Below are 16,714 nucleotides of genomic sequence, written 5' to 3'. Positions count from 1 at the left end.
TCGACAAATTTGGTAATTCACAAATTATTCGTACCTTTGCACTAACAAATGATGTTTCTCAAACAAATATCGGTCGTAAACTACAAGAACATACTCTCACAAGCGTATGCCTTTAGCCCTACTATCAACTGTTTTGTAGGAGATAATGGTGTAGGGAAAACGAATCTGCTTGATGCTATTTATCACTTAGGTATGGCTAAGAGCTACTTTACTACTTCGGCAGTGCAGAACGTACGCCACGGCGAGGAGTTTTATCTTATCGAAGGACAGTTTCGACAAGAAGAACGTGAAGAACAGATAGTATGTAGCCTTAAAAAAGGACAGAAGAAAGTAATGAAACACAACGGTAAAGCCTATGAACGTCTGGCTGACCATATAGGTAAATACCCTATGGTGCTCATTTCACCTTCCGACCGCGACTTGATAGTAGAAGGTAGTGAAACGCGCCGTAAGTTTTTGGATAGTGTGATTTCGCAAACTGATAGGGCTTACTTAGAACTGCTTTTGCGCTATAACCGCACGCTCTTGCAACGCAATACGTTACTGAAACAAATGGCAGAAGGAGGCGTTTTCTCTTTAGAGACTTTGCACATTTACGACGAGCAGTTGGCACCCTTAGGACAACACATTTATGAGAAACGGCGAGCTTTTATGGAAGAGTTTTTGCCTATCTTTAGCGAGCAGTACGCGTATATTTCGGGAGGTAAGGAACGAGTGAGTTTGCATTACGACAGTAGTTTGCACCAAAGTGATTTGGCTACCCAGCTTGCCGAAAATACTGAGCGAGACCGCAGTGCGCAATACACTACCGCAGGTATTCACAAGGACGATTTGCTTTTTGAGATTGAGGGCTACCCGATGAAGAAGTATGGTAGTCAGGGGCAACAAAAGTCGTTTTTGATAGCCTTAAAGCTCTCGCAGTTTGAAGTGTTGAAGCAATCGTTAGGGATTACGCCCATAGTGCTTTTAGATGATATTTTTGATAAGCTTGACGATACTCGCGTAACGCAGTTGGTGCAGTTGGTTACTCAAAAACATTTCGGACAGCTTTTTATTACCGATACTCATTCGCAACGCACCGAAGACGTAGTGAAGCAAACGGGACTAGCGTATGAGATGATTCAAATAGGTGCGAGCCGCACGGGCAGTAAGAGCCACAAAAGCAGGTAAAAGATAAGAGATAAAAGGTAAATGAGAAGAGAAAGTGACTTTTACAGATATTAATTGTTTAATTAAAATAATATGTGTTTATTAGTGTATCCTAAGAATGAAATACAAAAAGCTGAATTGACCTCTTTGTTTGAAAAAATGGGAGTGGAATTTGAGTATGAACAATCTTTTTTATCTGATTCTCTTAAAAAAGAGTTGGATAAAAGAGTTATAGAGATAAAAGAGAACCCTTCTATTGGAATTTCTTTTGAAGAAGTAAAGAAGAAAATATCAGAGAAGTATGTCATTTAGTTTGATTTTCCACCCCAGAGCAGAAAAAGAGTTAAATGATATTATAGATTATTACAATGTTTTTAGAGAAAATTTAGGTTTTGAAGCATATAATGAAATAGTAGATTATATAGAAACATTAAAAGACTTTCCCTTTGTTGCTCCAAAGAAATATGAGGAGGTTCGTATTTTCTTTACTAAAAGATTCCACTTTGGAATTCATTATATTGCTTTGGAAGAATTGTCAGAAGTGATTATCATAGCCATTATTAACACCAAACAACAAATAAAAGAACACCAAATATTCAATAGAATTTCTGATATAAAAGACTGATTATAATTGGAGGTAACTATCAAGATATAAGTAATTAAGAAAATTTATATAAATACATAAGATGAAACCCAACAAGAAGAAAACACCTAGCAAGAATCCTATTAAACCTACCCCCACAGTGAGTGAGGAAGGGAGTTCGAGTATGAAGCTTTTGGCGAGTGTCTTGCTCATTGCCTATGGCTATGTAACGGTACTTACCCCTAACTGGATGGCATTCGACTCCAATGCTACAAAGTTTTACACCTTTGCTATTCTGAACTTGATAGTAGTAGGGCTTGTGTTTTTTATTAAAGAATTCAGAGAACGCACACAATTACTGTTTGGCTTTTTTACTAATAAAATAGGAATTGCTTACTGCCTAATAATGGTATTGGCATTGCTCTCGTTTACCAAAGCTATTGATATAGAAGAAGCAATTTTGCACTTCTTTAAGATATTTACAGCTTTCTCAGCTGCTTGGATGGTATCGGCTTTGGTGATTTACAACAAAAAGAGTTTAGTACATTTGGCAGTTGCAATGACAATTCTTTTGTGTTATGACTTTTTGGTAACCCTCGACGGGGTAAAAGGCATCATCAAGGGTATTAGTGCCGATTACAATATCAAAGGCTCGTATTCTAACAAGAATATTTTGGCTTCGGCTATGTTTATCAAGATACCTTTTGCTATCTGGTTGTTTTATTTTCATAAAAACACCTTGCGTATCATTGGGGGGATAGGTGTTTTAGTCGGTACTTTGGCAATCTTTTTTATGAGTACCCGTGCTTTCTATTTAGCAACTATTCTTACAACGCTTATCTTTATCACGTATGGTGCTATCGACTATTTTATCTTAAAACGCCGTGAAACGGGCGTAAAAGTACTGATGCACGTAGGCTTGGTAGTTCTTGCTTTTGGTATTTTCTCGTTTGTACAGAACTATTTATACCCTGAACAAGTGCGACAAAGCACCAGCTTCGGGGCTCGTTTGGCTGAGGTAGCTAACCAAGAGAATACCAGTAACAATTTGCGTAAAACGGCTTGGGTAATTACTGCTACCGATATGATCCCGAACGACCCACTGTTGGGCGTAGGCATTGGTAACTGGAAGGTACGCTTCTTACAGTATGAGAATTCTTACAGTCCGCATTATATTTATATGTATAAGAACCACAACGACTTTTTGGAGCTCACCGCCGAAGCGGGAATCTTCGCAGGGTTGGCGTTCTTGGCTATCTTCTTCTTGACAGCTTATTATTTCCTAAGAGGCACTTATAAAAACAAGAATCCTGAGCAAGAGCAATGGTTTTTCTTACCATTGTTTGGTCTCTTTGCTTATTCGTTCGATGCGTTCTTTAACTTTCCTCAAGACCGTCCAGAAATTCAAGCCCTTTTTGGTATTTATGTAGGGATAGCAGTAGGCTTGGCAGTATTGTATTTCAGTAAGAAAAAAGGAGAAGAGCGCAAATTGCCAATGAGTGTTGTAGGTTTCATAGGAGCAGTAGCCGTGGTGGCAATGGTTTTGAATGTAGTAGTAGAGCGTATGTACTTTGATTCTTCTAAAATACAACGTATGGTAAAAGAAGAGCAACAAGGGGTGCGTCCTACCAAATCACCTTCGGATTACCTGATACGCAACTATCCTCGTATTCCAAATCTCACGGCAGTGGCTGAGCCCGTAGATGTAGAAAAAGCGCGCTACTTGATAGACGAAAAGAAATTCGATGAGGCACGTAAAGTATTGGCTTCCATTCATTACCACCCTTATGATGCGCGTCCTGAGTATTTTACTGCTGTATCATACTTTATGGAAGAAAACAAAAACAACGATAGTATTTATAAATATGCCCATAAAGCCCGAATGATAAAGCCGAATTTCTTCGGTAACCTAAATTTAGAGACCTTTGCGCTGAACAATATGGGTAAAGAACAAGAATCGATTCACTTGCTCAAACAGTATTTAGGATTGGAGAAAGACAGTGTGCAGAAACCACAACCTAAGTGGAAAACTATACTGAAAAACCGTTTCCACGTAGATGTAGATAGAGACGCTCTTCGCGGTAATCGCAGTGAGGTACAAGCGTGGAACTCTTTGGCTTATCTGCAAGAGAAAAATAACTTAATAGCTGATGCTCGTGCTACCTTAGATAGTGCCATTGTGTATTTGCCCGATAATAAAGATATAATTAATAACCGCAACAAGATTATCTCGCGTATGCAGGTAGAACAGTTTGCTCCTCTTTACACTCAGGCAATGCAACTCTATTTGCAGCAACGTTATGCTGAAGCTATTCCTATATTTACGAAGTTCTTGGAAAAAGTACCTGCTCATATAGACGGGCTCAGGTATCGTGCTATTAGTTACTACAACACCCAGCAATACCAAAAGGCTATTAATGATATGGCTGAAATGGAGAGCTTAGGAGTGCCCGTAGATGCTGTACTGAATAATTATCGTGCCTCTTGCTACTATATGTTGGGCGACAAGGCGAATGCCAAAGTCTTTTTCCAAAAAGCCGCTAGCGAGGGTAATGCCGATGCTCAACGCAACTTAAATACCCTCAGTTTTTAAGTCAAATGAATACCTATACAAAACAAATCCTCAGCGAGAAGGAACTCCAAGTAATGCTACATCGCCTTGCTTGTGAGCTGATAGAAAACCATAACGATTTCTCGAATACGGTTTTTATCGGTATCCAGCCCCGTGGCACTTATTTAGCTGAGCGATTGGTAGAACTACTCACTAACGAATACCACATTGCTGATATTCCATTAGGCTTATTAGATATTACTTTCTTTCGCGATGATTTTAGGCGTACAGGTAGACCTCTTGAAGCCAACTCTACCGCTATCGACTTTATCGTCGAAAACAAGAGAGTGGTATTCATAGACGATGTGCTTTACACAGGGCGCAGTATTCGCGCTGCTCTCAGTGCCATACAGAGCTTCGGGCGCCCTTCTGAAATAGAGCTCTTAGTGCTTATTGATAGGCGCTTTAGTCGCCATCTTCCCATACAACCCGATTACAACGGTAAGCAAGTAGACGCTATCAATGATGAGCGTGTGGTAGTACACTGGAAACAAAACGACGGAGAAGACTCAGTAGAGGTAATAAGTAAAGCCGGTGAGCTGGCGTAGCTGAGTATGTAAGTAAGAGATAAGGGATATGTGATATGGTAATAGCAATTCTTACAGTCTTTATAATGCTCAACGTAGTGCTAAAACTCAGTTTTTGGAAACTGTGGCAACAGGTGTTATTTGCAGCTGTTTGTTTCTTGTTTGTATGGTTGGCTACTGATTTTGCCTCAGAGCAGTCACAAGTTACCCTCCAAACAATGCTCAGCGACCCCAAAGTGCTTGGCAATATTACCGTACTGCTCACCGTAGAAACAGCTGTGTGTATGGCGTATTGTTTTACTTCACTACGCACGCTTTTCAAAGGTAAAGAAAGTCGTTGGCATAAAGTTTTGCAGTGGTATCCTAACCTGCTTATCTTTCCTGCATTGTTCTACGTGCTCACTCAATCTATCTTTTATTATACAGGGGTATCGTTTGAGCATATTGCCTTTTGGATAGGTGCTAGCGTAGGAGTGTTTATTATATTAGGCACTTGGCGTCTCCAAAAGCTCTTGCCCGAGAAAGACCTGCGCTTAGAGCTGCACTTTTTGGTGAGTTTGCTTATCACTCTCTTAGGACTTATAGGTACTGCTAACGGACAAATACTCTACGTTCCCCAAAGTGAACCTATCAATTTTAAAGTATTGGGAGGTATATTTACTTTCTTTATAGCCTTGTTTGGCATAGGCTTTGGATTTAGTAAATTGTATTGGTTCTTACACCAAAGAAAACAAAAGAATTAAATTTATATCGATGATGAAAAACATATTTATAGCTGGAATACTATTGCTCACAAGCGCATCCTATGCACAAATAACTATTAGTCAGGAAAAGAATATAGCCGATGCTATGGAACTCAAAAAGGAAATAGCTCGTACTGAGAGCGCTTTCCAAGTACAAATCTATAATGGCAATATCACCGAAGCTAATAAAGTAATGCTCGATGCCAAAAGTAAATACAAACAATACCCTGTATTGCTCACTTTCGAGTCACCTAACTACAAAGTGCGCCTTGGTAGTTTCCGTACGCGTTTAGAGGCTGAGAAGAAACTTGTAGAGATTAAAAAATCTTATCCCGCATCCTTTGTAATAGGCTTAAAATAATTCATAATAAGGGGACACTATGTTTAAAAAAAACACCCTTCGCTTTCAGATATTCCTCAGTATGACCCTACTCGTGCTAGTAGCATTTGCTATCTTAGCTTTCGTAATGATTGGGCAGTATAAAAAACAGGCATTAGAATATCACGATGAGCGACTTATCGACAAGGAAAACCAAATCAAGATGCAGATACAATATGTATTCTCGCAAACCACTTTCCCTGTCGAAACCCCTTATATACCCCTTATCTTTCGGGAGGATATCTACAGCATTGCCAATATCCAAAACCTAAACTTTGCCCTCTATGACCTCGACGGCGTTCTGCTAAAAAGCTCCAAAGCCTCTCTCTCGCCCGACCAAGATGCGTTTTTTATTCCTCCTGATGTATTGCATCAGCTTTCCGCTACACTCAATAAACGACTTGTTGAGCACCACGAATTTGCAGGGCGTGGTTACCAAACTTCTTACAGTTATATTACCGATTTGCAGTTCAAGCCTATCGCTATTCTCAACATTCCTTATTTCGAGAACGACACCTTCAACGAGCGCGCTTTAAAAGGGTCGCTGTACAACTTAGCGATGGTGTATTTCTCGCTCTTGGTAGTTGCCCTTACGGTAGCTTACTTCATTTCTAAATATATTACCAAATCGCTTAAAACCATTGAAGGTCGTTTAGAGAAAACTCGTTTGCTCTCCCAAAACGAAAAGATACTTCTCAAATCTGCCCCTGCCGAGATTACCGAGTTGGTAAATGCCTATAACGGAATGATTGATGAGATTGAGAACAGCAAAGCCCTTTTGGCGCAATCCGAACGCGAACAAGCCTGGCGCGATATGGCAAAGCAGGTAGCGCACGAAATCAAAAATCCTCTTACCCCTATGCGTCTCTCCGTGCAAAGTTATCAACGCAAAGCCCTTCGAGAGCCTCAAACAGCTGAACAAACTAATGAATTCTGCGAATCTCTTATCCAACAGATAGACATATTGAGCAATATTTCTACTGCCTTCTCAGCACTTACCAATATGCCTGCTAAAAACGATGAGGAATTCGATTTTGTGTCTGTTATCAAACGCACTTTAGATATCTTTAATTCTGATGAAATTCACTTCACCCATTCTCACGATGAGATTATAAGTGTATTCGATAAAGACCAGCTCGGTCGTGTAGTTACCAATTTGGTGAAAAATGCGCTACAAGCTACCGAAAACGAACCTTTCCCTTCTATTGAAGTGAGCCTTAATAAAAGCGATACCGATATTACTCTAAAAGTAAAAGACAATGGTACGGGTATCCCCGACGCCGATAAAGAAAAGATATTCGAACCAAAATTCACTACCAAAACCAGTGGTAGTGGCTTGGGATTAGCAATGGTGAAAAACATCGTGCTTTCCTACGGGGGTAGCATTCACTTTACTTCCGAAGTAGGAAAGGGAAGTGAATTTACTGTAGTATTGGTACACTTTTTGAATAAGTAAATAAATAAACATTATATTTTATGAAAAATCACATCTTAACATTGGGAGTCGCTGTGCTTATGCTCGCCTCCTGCCAAAACAATCCTTCACAAACTGCTAACACTGTAGTAAGTGAAACCACTACTATGATGGAGAATGCTGCTGAAAAAGTAGAAGAAATGGTAACTCCTCAATTGTTAGCTACTTATGTAGGTACTCTTCCTGCTGCCGATTGCGGCGGAATGGCTACCGTTATCCATCTCTATGCCGATGACACCTATGTAAAACAAGAAAACTGTGCAAGCAAAAACTTCGAATCTAAAGAAGAAGGTAAAGTAGAACACACTGATAAAGGTTTTACACTCGTTTCTAAAGCTGATAATCACAAATCTTTCTATATTACCAAAGGCGATAATATCGTACAAGTAGGTGAAGATGGTAAAGAACCTAAAATGGTAAAAGAATATACTCTTACCAAACAAATGTAACAAGTAAAATCTTATGTAATGCGAAGGCTGTTCAATACAAGATTGAACAGCCTTTTCTTTTACAAAGAAGAAAAAAATATGTTAAAAATCTTTTGCAGTTAAAATAATTGTTATAACTTTACCCCCTAATTTGTATTTTATGTTAGTAACCTTCCAATGGATTTAGTGCGTCTTTTCATAAAAAGGATATCATACAATCAATCGCAGAACGATGCCTTTGTGCTTATAATGCACGAGGTCGAGACCGATTTAAAGCTACCCATCGTTATTGGTACCTTTGAAGCACAATCTATTGCCTTGGAATTAGAGAAGAGTCTTGTACCTCCTCGACCCCTTACACACGACCTCTTCAAGATATTCGCCGATACTTTCAGTATACAAATAAAAAGAGTCGTGATTTACAAATTAGAAGAAGGCATTTTCTACTCCAATATCCTCTGTGTACAAAATAGTCAAGAATACACCATCGAAGCTCGTACCAGCGATGCCATCGCCATTGCCTTGCGTTGCAACGCACCCATCTACACCTATCGAGATATCATTCAAAGAGCCGGCATTTATATCCCTTTGCTCAACGATGAGCCCTCCAATACCATAAGTCCTTCGTTAGATAACGTTGATGAGGAAGACAGTAGCCGAAACAGATATACTAAATACGCCTTACCCGAACTAAAAACAATGCTAAATGACTGTATCGAAAATGAAGATTACGAAATGGCAGCGCTTATCAGAGATGAAATCTCTAAACGCGATAGTACTTTTTAAAACTATATACCAATGAAAAAAAACATAACCATCGGAAGTCTTAGCTTCCTTTTACCACTCATAAGTGTCGCCCAAGACGCTACACAATCTCCTACTACACAAACCGCCACTACACAAGTAATGAAGGCTGTCGCTAGCGAAGGTTTCTCTCTCGAAAGTTTTACTCGTGGTGTGGTAGGTATGATTACCCTTCTGTTTATCGCCTATCTTTTCAGTAGCAATAGGCGCGCTATTAATTGGAAGACTATTGGCATAGGCTTAGCCCTACAACTCTCCATTGCAATAGGTATTCTAAAAGTAGGCTTTATACAAGACGCCTTCGATTTTGCCGGTAGTATCTTTGTGCTCATATTAGATTTCACAAGAGCAGGCAGTCAGTTTCTCCTCGGTAACTTAGTCGATACCAATAGCATAGGCTATATCTTCGCTTTCCAAGTGCTCCCCACCATCATCTTCTTTTCTGCACTCACCTCCCTATTGTTCTATTTAGGTGTTATTCAGGTAATAGTGCGTGGTATGGCGTGGGCATTGTCTAAACTGCTGAATATCTCAGGTGCCGAAAGTCTTTCGGTTACGGGTAACATCTTCTTAGGACAAACCGAAGCCCCTCTGATGATTAAAGCCTATTTAGCCAAAATGACTCGCTCCGAAATCCTCCTTGTGATGATAGGCGGAATGGCTACCGTAGCAGGAGGCGTAATGGCTGCTTATATCCAATACCTCGGCGGCGACGATCCCCAAATGCGCTTGCTCTTCGCTCGGCACCTCTTAGCAGCTTCCGTAATGGCAGCCCCCGGTGCTATCGTAGTTTCCAAGATGCTATGCCCTCAAACCGAGCAATTCTCTAACGATTCACACGTCTCTATGGAGAATGTAGGTTCCAATGTGCTCGACGCTATCGCCAATGGTACTACCGAAGGACTTAAACTTGCTGCCAATGTAGCGGCTATGCTTTTAGTATTTGTGGCTTTTATCGCAATGATTAATTATTTCTTTAATTGGGTAGGTTATCAAACACATCTCAACAATATCATAGCCAGCAATACTCCTTATAACGGACTCTCTTTAGAAATGATTTTAGGTACCGTTTTCTCACCCGTTATGTGGCTCGCTGGTATTGCCAAAGAAGACGTTATGCTGATGGGACAATTGCTCGGTATTAAGCTCTCCTCCTCAGAATTTGTGGCTTACACTCAGTTAGCCACCTTAAAGGATATGACGAGCGCTCCTCATCTAATGTATAACAAATCTATCATTATGGCAACCTATATGCTTTGCGGTTTTGCCAATTTCGCCTCCATAGGCATTCAAATAGGAGGTATAGGAGCCTTAGCCCCGAACCAACGCAAAACCCTCTCTCAATTCGGCTTAAAAGCCGTTCTCGGGGGTACTTTAGCCTCTCTGTTATCCGCAACTATCGCCGGAATGATTATCGGGTAACCACACTTTTCTAAATAACACAAGCTTAAAATCGCTTTTTATATCATATATACTTTGCCAAAGGTTCTGAACACCTATCGTTCTACAACTTTGGCAAAGTTTTTTATTGTCTATTTTGCTACAATCCTCCGTGTAGCTCGTCCCCGCCCGTCTGTCTCACACCTAATCTGCTAATTCTCTAATTTCCAAATTTTCTAATTCTCTAATTTCCCAGCCCGTCCAGCTCTTACCCGCTCGCCTGTCTCACACCTAATCTGCTAATTCTCTAATTTTCTAATTTGCTAATTCTCTTTCCCGTCACACTTCTCCCCTAGTGCCTATGGCCTAAGGCCTAATACCCTTTCTCTTTCTTTCGCTACGAAACCCCGTTTTTAACATTTTTAGCGCTGTTGTATTATAGTATGAATCAACTACTTACACATCCTTTCTATACCAATCTTCCAAGATTCGTATAAGCTTCCTATAAGCTCTCTATAAGCTAACCCCACCCTTCTAATACCCTTTTTTCATCAAAACTCTTCTCAACTCCCTTCCGAACTTTTCCGTTTCCTTCCGAACCCTCCTAACAATCCTAACACATCGCTTTTGCGGTACGCACTTTGCCAAAGTTTGAAATTTTGGCAAAGTTGATGTTCCAAAAAGTTACCTCCCCATTCCCCCATTTTCTCATTCTCTAATTTCCAAATTTTCTCATTTTCTAATTTTTTCCCCTGCCTGTGCGACTCGCATCTTTGGCAAAGTTAATTATCAGTATTTCTAGTATTATTGACTTTTTCAGGTAACTTGTTGCCCATTTGTTTGATTTTTTAAAGATTTGTACGATTTCTGTAGCGTAAGCTACACTTTATATAAAAGACTAAAAAAACGCCTTTAAAAAGATTCTTACACAATAAAAAAAGGGCTTGCCGACGGCAAGCCCTTTTTTATAATTTACGAACCTAATAAACTGCAATATTACTCAGTAGCTTCAGCAGTAGCCTCTGGTTTAACTTCGGCTGTAGCTGGAGTTTCTTCAGCAGTTGCTTTCTTTCTACCACGGCGGGTAGTTTTCTTCTTAGCGGTTTTAGCTACGTTGTAAGTAGTGTTGTAATCTACAAACTCAATCATAGCCATTTCAGCGTTATCACCCAAACGGTTTCCTAATTTAATAATACGAGTGTATCCCCCTGGGCGGTCGCCTACCTTTACAGCCACTTCTTTGAAAAGCTCGGTAACAGCATATTTATTGCGCAATTTACTAAAAGCGATACGACGGTTGTGAGTGGTATCTTCTTTAGATTTGGTTACCAAAGGCTCTACAAATAGTTTTAAAGCCTTTGCTTTTGCCAAAGTAGTGTTAATACGTTTATGCTCAATCAGTGAGTTCGCCATATTGGCAAGCATTGAATTTCTGTGAGCAGTTTTTCTTCCTAAATGATTAATTTTATTTCCGTGTCTCATTTTTCCTTAGTTAAAATATCGCAAGAGCGAGTTAATCTTTATCCAATTTATACTTCGAGGTGTCCATACCAAACACTAAACCTTTATTGACTACCAACTCATCAAGCTCAATTAATGATTTCTTTCCGAAGTTTCTAAACTTCATCAAATCGGCTTTATTGAAAGATACCAAATCACCTAATGTTTCTACTTCGGCAGCTTTCAAACAATTGAGTGCACGAACGGATAAGTCCATATCCACCAACTTAGTTTTTAGCAACTGGCGCATATGCAATGATTCTTCATCATAAGTATCAGTTTGTGCTATTTCATCAGCCTCTAAAGTAATTCTCTCGTCGGAGAAGAGCATAAAGTGATGAATGAGTGTTTTTGCAGCTTCTGTAAGTGCTTGTTTAGGGTGTATAGACCCATCGGTTTTAATTTCAAAGACTAACTTCTCGTAGTCTGTTTTTTGTTCAACACGATAATTTTCAATAGAATATTTCACATTTTTAATAGGGGTAAAAATTGCATCAGTAGCAATTACACCTATCGGCGCATTTGGTTTTGCATTTTCCTCAGCCGAAACATAACCGCGTCCTTTTTCAATAGTAATCTCTATTGTAAAAGAAGCTGAAGAATCCATATTGCAAATCACCAAATCAGTATTTAATACTTGAAAACCTGAAAGAGCTTTTTGAAAATCACCGGCAGTCAATTGTCTTTTACCAGAAACAGTAATAGTTGCTGTTTCGTTTTCTATATCCTCAATCTGGCGTTTAAAACGTATTTGTTTCAAATTGAGAATAATTTCAGTAACATCTTCTCTTACTCCTGATATAGTAGAAAATTCGTGTCCTACTTTATCAAATTTCACAGAAGTGATTGCAAAACCTTCTAACGAAGAAAGCATAACTCTTCGTAATGCGTTACCTATTGTTAAACCATACCCTGGCTCCAAAGGGCGAAACTCAAATCGTCCTTCGAAATCAGATGATTCAATCATTATAACTTTATCTGGTTTTTGGAAGTTGAATAATGCCATAATTTGACTGCTGTCTTTATTATTATTTAGAGTACAACTCTACGATTAACTGTTCTTTAATATTTTCAGGAATCTGAATACGTTGAGGTACTGCTACGAAAGTACCTTCCATTTTTTCAGGATTCCAAGTGATCCATTCGTATACAGCACTATGAGCTGCCAATGAATTTTCGATCACACTTAAAGATTTTGATTTTTCGCGAACGCCTACTACATCACCTGGTTTAAGAGAGTAAGACGGAATGTTTACAATATTTCCGTTTACAGTGATGTGACGGTGAGATACCAATTGACGGGCTGCACTACGAGTAGGAGCAATGCCCATACGGTATACTACATTGTCTAAACGAGATTCGCAAAGTTGAAGAAGCACCTCACCGGTAATACTTTTACTTCTTTTTGCTTTTTCATATAGATTATGGAATTGTTTTTCTAAAATACCATAAGTATATTTAGCTTTTTGTTTTTCTTGTAGCTGGATAGCATATTCAGAGCGTTTTGCTCTACGGCGTGCCAAACCGTGTTGTCCGGGAGGATAGTTTTTTCTTTCAAAAGATTTATCATCTCCGAAGATAGCTTCACCAAATTTACGAGCTATTTTTGTTTTTGGTCCTGTATATCTTGCCATTTTAAATTGTTTAAATGAAAGGTAGTTATGAATTAAGGCATTCCTTCGATAACAACTCACCTTTCTTACTTGTTAGTATTGAAATTAGACTCTACGTTTTTTAGGAGGGCGACATCCGTTGTGAGGTAGTGGAGTAACATCGATAATTTCAGTTACTTCTATACCTGCATTATGAATAGTACGGATAGCAGATTCTCTACCATTACCCGGTCCTTTCACGTATACTTTTACTTTTTTAAGACCTGAGTCAAAAGCTACTTTAGCTGCATCTTCTGCGGCTACTTGGGCAGCGTAAGGAGTGTTCTTTTTAGACCCTTTGAAGCCCATTTTTCCTGCTGATGACCACGCAATTACGTCTCCTTTTTTGTTGGTAAGAGAAATAATAACATTGTTAAAAGTAGCTGAAACGTGTGCTTCGCCTACTGACTCAACCACTACTTTTCTCTTCTTAGAGACTTTTGCATTCTTTGCATTTTGTTTTGCCATACTCTACTACTTATTATTTAGTTGCTTTCTTCTTGTTTGCAACAGTTTTTCTTTTACCTTTTCTTGTACGAGAATTGTTTTTAGTTTTTTGTCCGCGCAAAGGCAATCCGTTACGATGGCGGATACCGCGATAACAACCGATGTCCATCAAACGTTTGATGTTCAATTGGATTTCGGAGCGCAATTCTCCTTCAATTTTATAAGACGCAACCACTTCGCGAATACGAGTGATTTCGTCATCATTCCATTCGCTTACTTTTGTGTCTTCGTTTACTTGAGCTCTACTTAAGATTTCTTTAGCTCTACTTTTTCCAATACCAAAAATGTAGGTTAAACCAATAACCCCTCTTTTGTTTTTTGGTAAGTCAATACCTGCAATTCGTGCCATAATTATCCTTGTCGTTGTTTAAATTTAGGATTTTTCTTGTTAATTACGTACAATCGTCCTTTTCTGCGCACAATGATGCACTCTGAACTTCTTTTTTTAATTGATGCTCTAACTTTCATTTCGTTTTGTTTATATCAATAGAGTGCGCAAAACTACAATTTTTTTTTGTAATAGCCACATTTTTAGCTCACAAAAATGCAATTATACATTCCGCTCACTCATTTCTAAGCATAAAAAGCCACATTCAAGATACTGAATACAAATGCTTTATACTAAAAATACTACAAATAAAAAATTCTTTTTTATGATTATAATTTCTCACAGATATTACTAAAATAGGAAAATATCTGTGAGAAATTAACAACCAAAATATTGGAAGAATTCTCTTAATTAACTAATAACGGTAAGTGATACGAGCTTTACTTAGGTCGTAAGGACTCATTTCAAGTTTTACTTTATCACCAGGAAGAAGCTTGATGTAGTGCATACGCATTTTTCCTGAGATATGGGCAATCACTACGTGACCGTTATCCAATTCAACTCTGAACATTGCGTTAGACAAAGCTTCTACAATGGTTCCGTCTTGCTCAATTGCTGCCTGTTTAGCCATATATTAATTAAGATACTTTTCTGTTTTTACCTGTTTTCATCAAACCATCATAATGGCGATTGAGCAGATATGAATTTACTTGTTGCATAGTATCAATTGCAACCCCTACTAAGATGAGTAGTGAGGTACCACCGTAGAACAATGCCCATTGGTCTTGCATTCCGATGATTTTAAGCAGAGAAGGGAATATTGCTACCAAGGCTATAAATATAGAACCTGGGAGAGTGATAAGCGACATAATTTTATCTAAATAGTCGCCTGTTTCTTTACCTGGGCGTATGCCTGGTATGAAACCTCCACTGCGTTTTAGGTCATCGGCCATTTTGTTTGTAGGCACTGTAATTGCAGTATAGAAATACGTGAAGAGTATAATCATAGCTGCAAATAGCAGGTTGTACCAAAATCCGAAGACGTTTGAGAAGGCTGCTTGAACACTTTTTGCAAATTCTGACTGTGATAGTCCGGCTACAGTGGCTGGGATAAACATCAAAGCTTGAGCGAAGATGATAGGCATTACCCCTGCAGCGTTAATTTTTAAAGGAATGTATTGGCGAGCTCCGAAGATGTTTCTCTCGTTAGTAGTTCCACCATCAGCTGTTCTGCGTGCATACTGTACTGGGATTTGACGTACTGCTTTGATTAGATAAATACAAAGCAAAATGATTACAAACCAAAGAATTATTTCGATAAGAATCAATAGGGGTCCTCCATTACCAGTAAGGCGAGAGGCTGTTTCAGACAAGAATGCGCGAGGCAAGCGGGCGATGATACCTACCATAATGAGGAGGGAGATACCGTTACCTATTCCTTTATCGGTGATTTTCTCACCTAACCACATTGCAAAAATAGTTCCTGTTACTAAGATAAGCACTGCTGGAACAATAAAATTGAGTCCCTTACCTAAAAGGAAGGCAGAATCAGGAACTCCTAATCTATTGATACCGTATAAGTATACAGGTGCTTGTACAATACATATTGCAATAGTAAGCCATCGAGTGATTTGGTTTATCTTTCTTCGCCCGCTTTCACCTTCTTTTTGTAGTTTTTGGAGATAAGGAATAGCGATTCCCATCAACTGTACTACGATAGAAGCCGAGATGTAGGGCATAATCCCGAGCGCGAATACTGAGGCATTAGAGAAAGCGCCCCCTGTAAAAGCATTAAGGATGTCGAGCAATCCGCCACCTGAGGTTTTCGTTGCTAACTCGTGGAGTTGAGCGGAGTCGATACCAGGGAGGACGATGTGAGCTCCAAAGCGATAAACTAACAAAATTCCGAGAGTTAAAATAATTCTATTTTTTAACTCTTCAATTTTCCAAATGTTGGTCAGGTTCTCGATAAACTTCTTCATAAATTAAATATTACAAGGTTACAGCTTCACCACCAGCTGCTTCGATAGCAGCTTTAGCACTTGCTGTAAACTTATGAACAGATATTTTTAGCTTAGATTTTAGTTCTCCACCACCTAATATTTTCACCAAGTCAGTTTTTTTAATGAGGTTTAGTTGAACTAAGATTTCAAGGTCTACTTTATCAGTAATTTTACCATTATCAACGAGTTCTTGTAGTCTACCCAAGTTGATACCTACGTATTCCTTACGGTTAAAGTTTTTAAAACCGAATTTTGGTACGCGTCTTTGGAGGGGCATTTGTCCACCTTCGAAGCCAATCTTATTAGAAAAGCCTGAACGAGATTTAGCTCCTTTGTGACCACGGGTAGCGGTTCCACCTTTACCGGAACCTTGACCGCGACCTACGCGCTTCCCTTCTCTGTGAATTGAACCCTGTGCGGGTTGTAAATTACTCAAGTTCATAACTTTGTATAAAAATATTATTTAACTTCTTCTACAGAAATTAAGTGTTTTACCTTATTGATCATACCAAGGATACTTGGTGTAGCTTCGTGTTCCACGGTTCTACCGATTTTGGTAAGTCCTAAAGCCTCAAGAGTAAGTTTTTGGTCTTTTGGACGTTTGATGCTACTTTTAATTTGTGTTACTCTAAGTTTTGCCATTGCT

21 protein-coding genes are annotated in these 16,714 nt (G+C 39.1%); 11 read left to right on the top strand and 10 right to left on the bottom strand.

Features of this window, described 5'->3' with window-relative positions:
* Positions 1-51 precede the first annotated feature (51 nt).
* The 11 genes from recF to ACSQ7D_RS06810 all read left to right on the top strand — a co-directional run bounded on the left by recF (position 52) and on the right by ACSQ7D_RS06810 (position 10,120).
* Positions 52-1,170, top strand: a complete 1,119-nt coding sequence (gene recF / locus ACSQ7D_RS06860) for a DNA replication/repair protein RecF (RefSeq protein WP_437135750.1) — start codon at positions 52-54, stop codon at positions 1,168-1,170.
* Between the two features lie 72 nt (positions 1,171-1,242).
* Complete coding sequence (locus tag ACSQ7D_RS06855; RefSeq protein WP_437135728.1) at positions 1,243-1,461, top strand: hypothetical protein; 219 nt, start codon at positions 1,243-1,245, stop codon at positions 1,459-1,461.
* On the top strand, positions 1,451-1,774 hold the full coding sequence (locus tag ACSQ7D_RS06850) for a type II toxin-antitoxin system RelE/ParE family toxin (RefSeq protein ID WP_009410190.1): 324 nt from the start codon (positions 1,451-1,453) through the stop codon (positions 1,772-1,774). Before ACSQ7D_RS06855 ends, ACSQ7D_RS06850 begins: the two co-directional genes overlap by 11 nt.
* A gap of 61 nt (positions 1,775-1,835) precedes the next feature.
* Positions 1,836-4,325 carry an O-antigen ligase family protein gene (locus ACSQ7D_RS06845; protein WP_437135727.1) on the top strand — a complete coding sequence of 830 codons (2,490 nt, stop codon included), beginning with the start codon at positions 1,836-1,838 and terminating at the stop codon, positions 4,323-4,325.
* A 5-nt stretch (positions 4,326-4,330) separates the two neighbouring features.
* Positions 4,331-4,891, top strand: a complete 561-nt coding sequence (gene pyrR, locus ACSQ7D_RS06840) for a bifunctional pyr operon transcriptional regulator/uracil phosphoribosyltransferase PyrR (protein WP_437135726.1) — start codon at positions 4,331-4,333, stop codon at positions 4,889-4,891.
* A 35-nt stretch (positions 4,892-4,926) separates the two neighbouring features.
* Entirely contained in the window at positions 4,927-5,613 is a 687-nt protein-coding gene (locus ACSQ7D_RS06835) for a hypothetical protein (protein ID WP_437135725.1), read from the top strand.
* A 10-nt stretch (positions 5,614-5,623) separates the two neighbouring features.
* Positions 5,624-5,974, top strand: a complete 351-nt coding sequence (locus ACSQ7D_RS06830; RefSeq protein WP_015782360.1) for an SPOR domain-containing protein — start codon at positions 5,624-5,626, stop codon at positions 5,972-5,974.
* Between the two features lie 19 nt (positions 5,975-5,993).
* Positions 5,994-7,448, top strand: coding sequence for a sensor histidine kinase (locus ACSQ7D_RS06825; protein WP_437135724.1), 1,455 nt, complete (start codon positions 5,994-5,996; stop codon positions 7,446-7,448).
* A 20-nt stretch (positions 7,449-7,468) separates the two neighbouring features.
* Positions 7,469-7,915 carry a copper resistance protein NlpE N-terminal domain-containing protein gene (locus ACSQ7D_RS06820; RefSeq protein WP_009417407.1) on the top strand — a complete coding sequence of 149 codons (447 nt, stop codon included), beginning with the start codon at positions 7,469-7,471 and terminating at the stop codon, positions 7,913-7,915.
* 156 nt (positions 7,916-8,071) lie between these two features.
* Complete coding sequence (locus ACSQ7D_RS06815) at positions 8,072-8,680, top strand: bifunctional nuclease family protein (RefSeq protein ID WP_002675081.1); 609 nt, start codon at positions 8,072-8,074, stop codon at positions 8,678-8,680.
* A gap of 12 nt (positions 8,681-8,692) precedes the next feature.
* Positions 8,693-10,120, top strand: coding sequence for a NupC/NupG family nucleoside CNT transporter (locus ACSQ7D_RS06810; RefSeq protein WP_002675080.1), 1,428 nt, complete (start codon positions 8,693-8,695; stop codon positions 10,118-10,120).
* 954 nt (positions 10,121-11,074) lie between these two features.
* Here ACSQ7D_RS06810 and rplQ read toward each other — a convergent pair.
* The 10 genes from rplQ to rpmD form a co-directional block, all read right to left on the bottom strand.
* A complete protein-coding gene (gene rplQ / locus ACSQ7D_RS06805) occupies positions 11,075-11,560 on the bottom strand; it encodes a 50S ribosomal protein L17 (protein WP_002675077.1) in 486 nt (161 codons plus the stop codon).
* A 31-nt stretch (positions 11,561-11,591) separates the two neighbouring features.
* A complete protein-coding gene (locus tag ACSQ7D_RS06800) occupies positions 11,592-12,584 on the bottom strand; it encodes a DNA-directed RNA polymerase subunit alpha (protein ID WP_009411648.1) in 993 nt (330 codons plus the stop codon).
* 22 nt (positions 12,585-12,606) lie between these two features.
* Positions 12,607-13,212 carry a 30S ribosomal protein S4 gene (gene rpsD / locus ACSQ7D_RS06795; protein WP_002675073.1) on the bottom strand — a complete coding sequence of 202 codons (606 nt, stop codon included), beginning with the start codon at positions 13,210-13,212 and terminating at the stop codon, positions 12,607-12,609.
* A gap of 84 nt (positions 13,213-13,296) precedes the next feature.
* Entirely contained in the window at positions 13,297-13,698 is a 402-nt protein-coding gene (rpsK, locus tag ACSQ7D_RS06790) for a 30S ribosomal protein S11 (protein WP_437135723.1), read from the bottom strand.
* A gap of 13 nt (positions 13,699-13,711) precedes the next feature.
* Complete coding sequence (gene rpsM, locus ACSQ7D_RS06785; RefSeq protein WP_002675068.1) at positions 13,712-14,086, bottom strand: 30S ribosomal protein S13; 375 nt, start codon at positions 14,084-14,086, stop codon at positions 13,712-13,714.
* Between the two features lie 2 nt (positions 14,087-14,088).
* On the bottom strand, positions 14,089-14,205 hold the full coding sequence (gene ykgO, locus ACSQ7D_RS06780) for a type B 50S ribosomal protein L36 (RefSeq protein ID WP_002676536.1): 117 nt from the start codon (positions 14,203-14,205) through the stop codon (positions 14,089-14,091).
* A gap of 275 nt (positions 14,206-14,480) precedes the next feature.
* Positions 14,481-14,696 carry a translation initiation factor IF-1 gene (gene infA / locus ACSQ7D_RS06775; RefSeq protein ID WP_002675066.1) on the bottom strand — a complete coding sequence of 72 codons (216 nt, stop codon included), beginning with the start codon at positions 14,694-14,696 and terminating at the stop codon, positions 14,481-14,483.
* A gap of 7 nt (positions 14,697-14,703) precedes the next feature.
* A complete protein-coding gene (gene secY, locus ACSQ7D_RS06770) occupies positions 14,704-16,047 on the bottom strand; it encodes a preprotein translocase subunit SecY (RefSeq protein WP_002675064.1) in 1,344 nt (447 codons plus the stop codon).
* A gap of 10 nt (positions 16,048-16,057) precedes the next feature.
* Complete coding sequence (gene rplO / locus ACSQ7D_RS06765) at positions 16,058-16,510, bottom strand: 50S ribosomal protein L15 (protein ID WP_009751575.1); 453 nt, start codon at positions 16,508-16,510, stop codon at positions 16,058-16,060.
* A gap of 17 nt (positions 16,511-16,527) precedes the next feature.
* The gene (rpmD, locus tag ACSQ7D_RS06760; protein WP_002675060.1) at positions 16,528-16,710 is read right to left on the bottom strand and encodes a 50S ribosomal protein L30; all 183 of its coding nucleotides are present in this window, start codon (positions 16,708-16,710) and stop codon (positions 16,528-16,530) included.
* Positions 16,711-16,714: the final 4 nt, after the last annotated feature.

The organism is Capnocytophaga sp. G1920 (assembly GCF_051417515.1).
The sequence above is the reverse complement of the archived record's forward strand: the minus strand, read 5'-3'. Positions and strand labels throughout refer to the sequence as shown.

Bases quoted from the DNA above. Each gene is read 5' to 3' on its own strand.
- rpsK (WP_437135723.1), bottom strand. From the start codon at position 13,698: ATGGCAAAACAAAATGCAAAGAATGCAAAAGTCTCTAAGAAGAGAAAA.
- pyrR (WP_437135726.1), top strand. From the start codon at position 4,331: ATGAATACCTATACAAAACAAATCCTCAGCGAGAAGGAACTCCAAGTA.
- rplO (WP_009751575.1), bottom strand. From the start codon at position 16,510: ATGAACTTGAGTAATTTACAACCCGCACAGGGTTCAATTCACAGAGAA.
- infA (WP_002675066.1), bottom strand. From the start codon at position 14,696: ATGGCTAAACAGGCAGCAATTGAGCAAGACGGAACCATTGTAGAAGCT.
- rpmD (WP_002675060.1), bottom strand. From the start codon at position 16,710: ATGGCAAAACTTAGAGTAACACAAATTAAAAGTAGCATCAAACGTCCA.
- rpsD (WP_002675073.1), bottom strand. From the start codon at position 13,212: ATGGCAAGATATACAGGACCAAAAACAAAAATAGCTCGTAAATTTGGT.
- ACSQ7D_RS06800 (WP_009411648.1), bottom strand. From the start codon at position 12,584: ATGGCATTATTCAACTTCCAAAAACCAGATAAAGTTATAATGATTGAA.
- ACSQ7D_RS06845 (WP_437135727.1), top strand. From the start codon at position 1,836: ATGAAACCCAACAAGAAGAAAACACCTAGCAAGAATCCTATTAAACCT.
- rpsM (WP_002675068.1), bottom strand. From the start codon at position 14,086: ATGGCACGAATTGCAGGTATTGACTTACCAAAAAACAAAAGAGGGGTT.
- ACSQ7D_RS06855 (WP_437135728.1), top strand. From the start codon at position 1,243: ATGTGTTTATTAGTGTATCCTAAGAATGAAATACAAAAAGCTGAATTG.
- ACSQ7D_RS06825 (WP_437135724.1), top strand. From the start codon at position 5,994: ATGTTTAAAAAAAACACCCTTCGCTTTCAGATATTCCTCAGTATGACC.
- secY (WP_002675064.1), bottom strand. From the start codon at position 16,047: ATGAAGAAGTTTATCGAGAACCTGACCAACATTTGGAAAATTGAAGAG.
- ACSQ7D_RS06815 (WP_002675081.1), top strand. From the start codon at position 8,072: ATGGATTTAGTGCGTCTTTTCATAAAAAGGATATCATACAATCAATCG.
- ACSQ7D_RS06830 (WP_015782360.1), top strand. From the start codon at position 5,624: ATGATGAAAAACATATTTATAGCTGGAATACTATTGCTCACAAGCGCA.
- ACSQ7D_RS06820 (WP_009417407.1), top strand. From the start codon at position 7,469: ATGAAAAATCACATCTTAACATTGGGAGTCGCTGTGCTTATGCTCGCC.
- ACSQ7D_RS06835 (WP_437135725.1), top strand. From the start codon at position 4,927: ATGGTAATAGCAATTCTTACAGTCTTTATAATGCTCAACGTAGTGCTA.
- ACSQ7D_RS06850 (WP_009410190.1), top strand. From the start codon at position 1,451: ATGTCATTTAGTTTGATTTTCCACCCCAGAGCAGAAAAAGAGTTAAAT.
- rplQ (WP_002675077.1), bottom strand. From the start codon at position 11,560: ATGAGACACGGAAATAAAATTAATCATTTAGGAAGAAAAACTGCTCAC.
- ACSQ7D_RS06810 (WP_002675080.1), top strand. From the start codon at position 8,693: ATGAAAAAAAACATAACCATCGGAAGTCTTAGCTTCCTTTTACCACTC.
- ykgO (WP_002676536.1), bottom strand. From the start codon at position 14,205: ATGAAAGTTAGAGCATCAATTAAAAAAAGAAGTTCAGAGTGCATCATT.
- recF (WP_437135750.1), top strand. From the start codon at position 52: ATGTTTCTCAAACAAATATCGGTCGTAAACTACAAGAACATACTCTCA.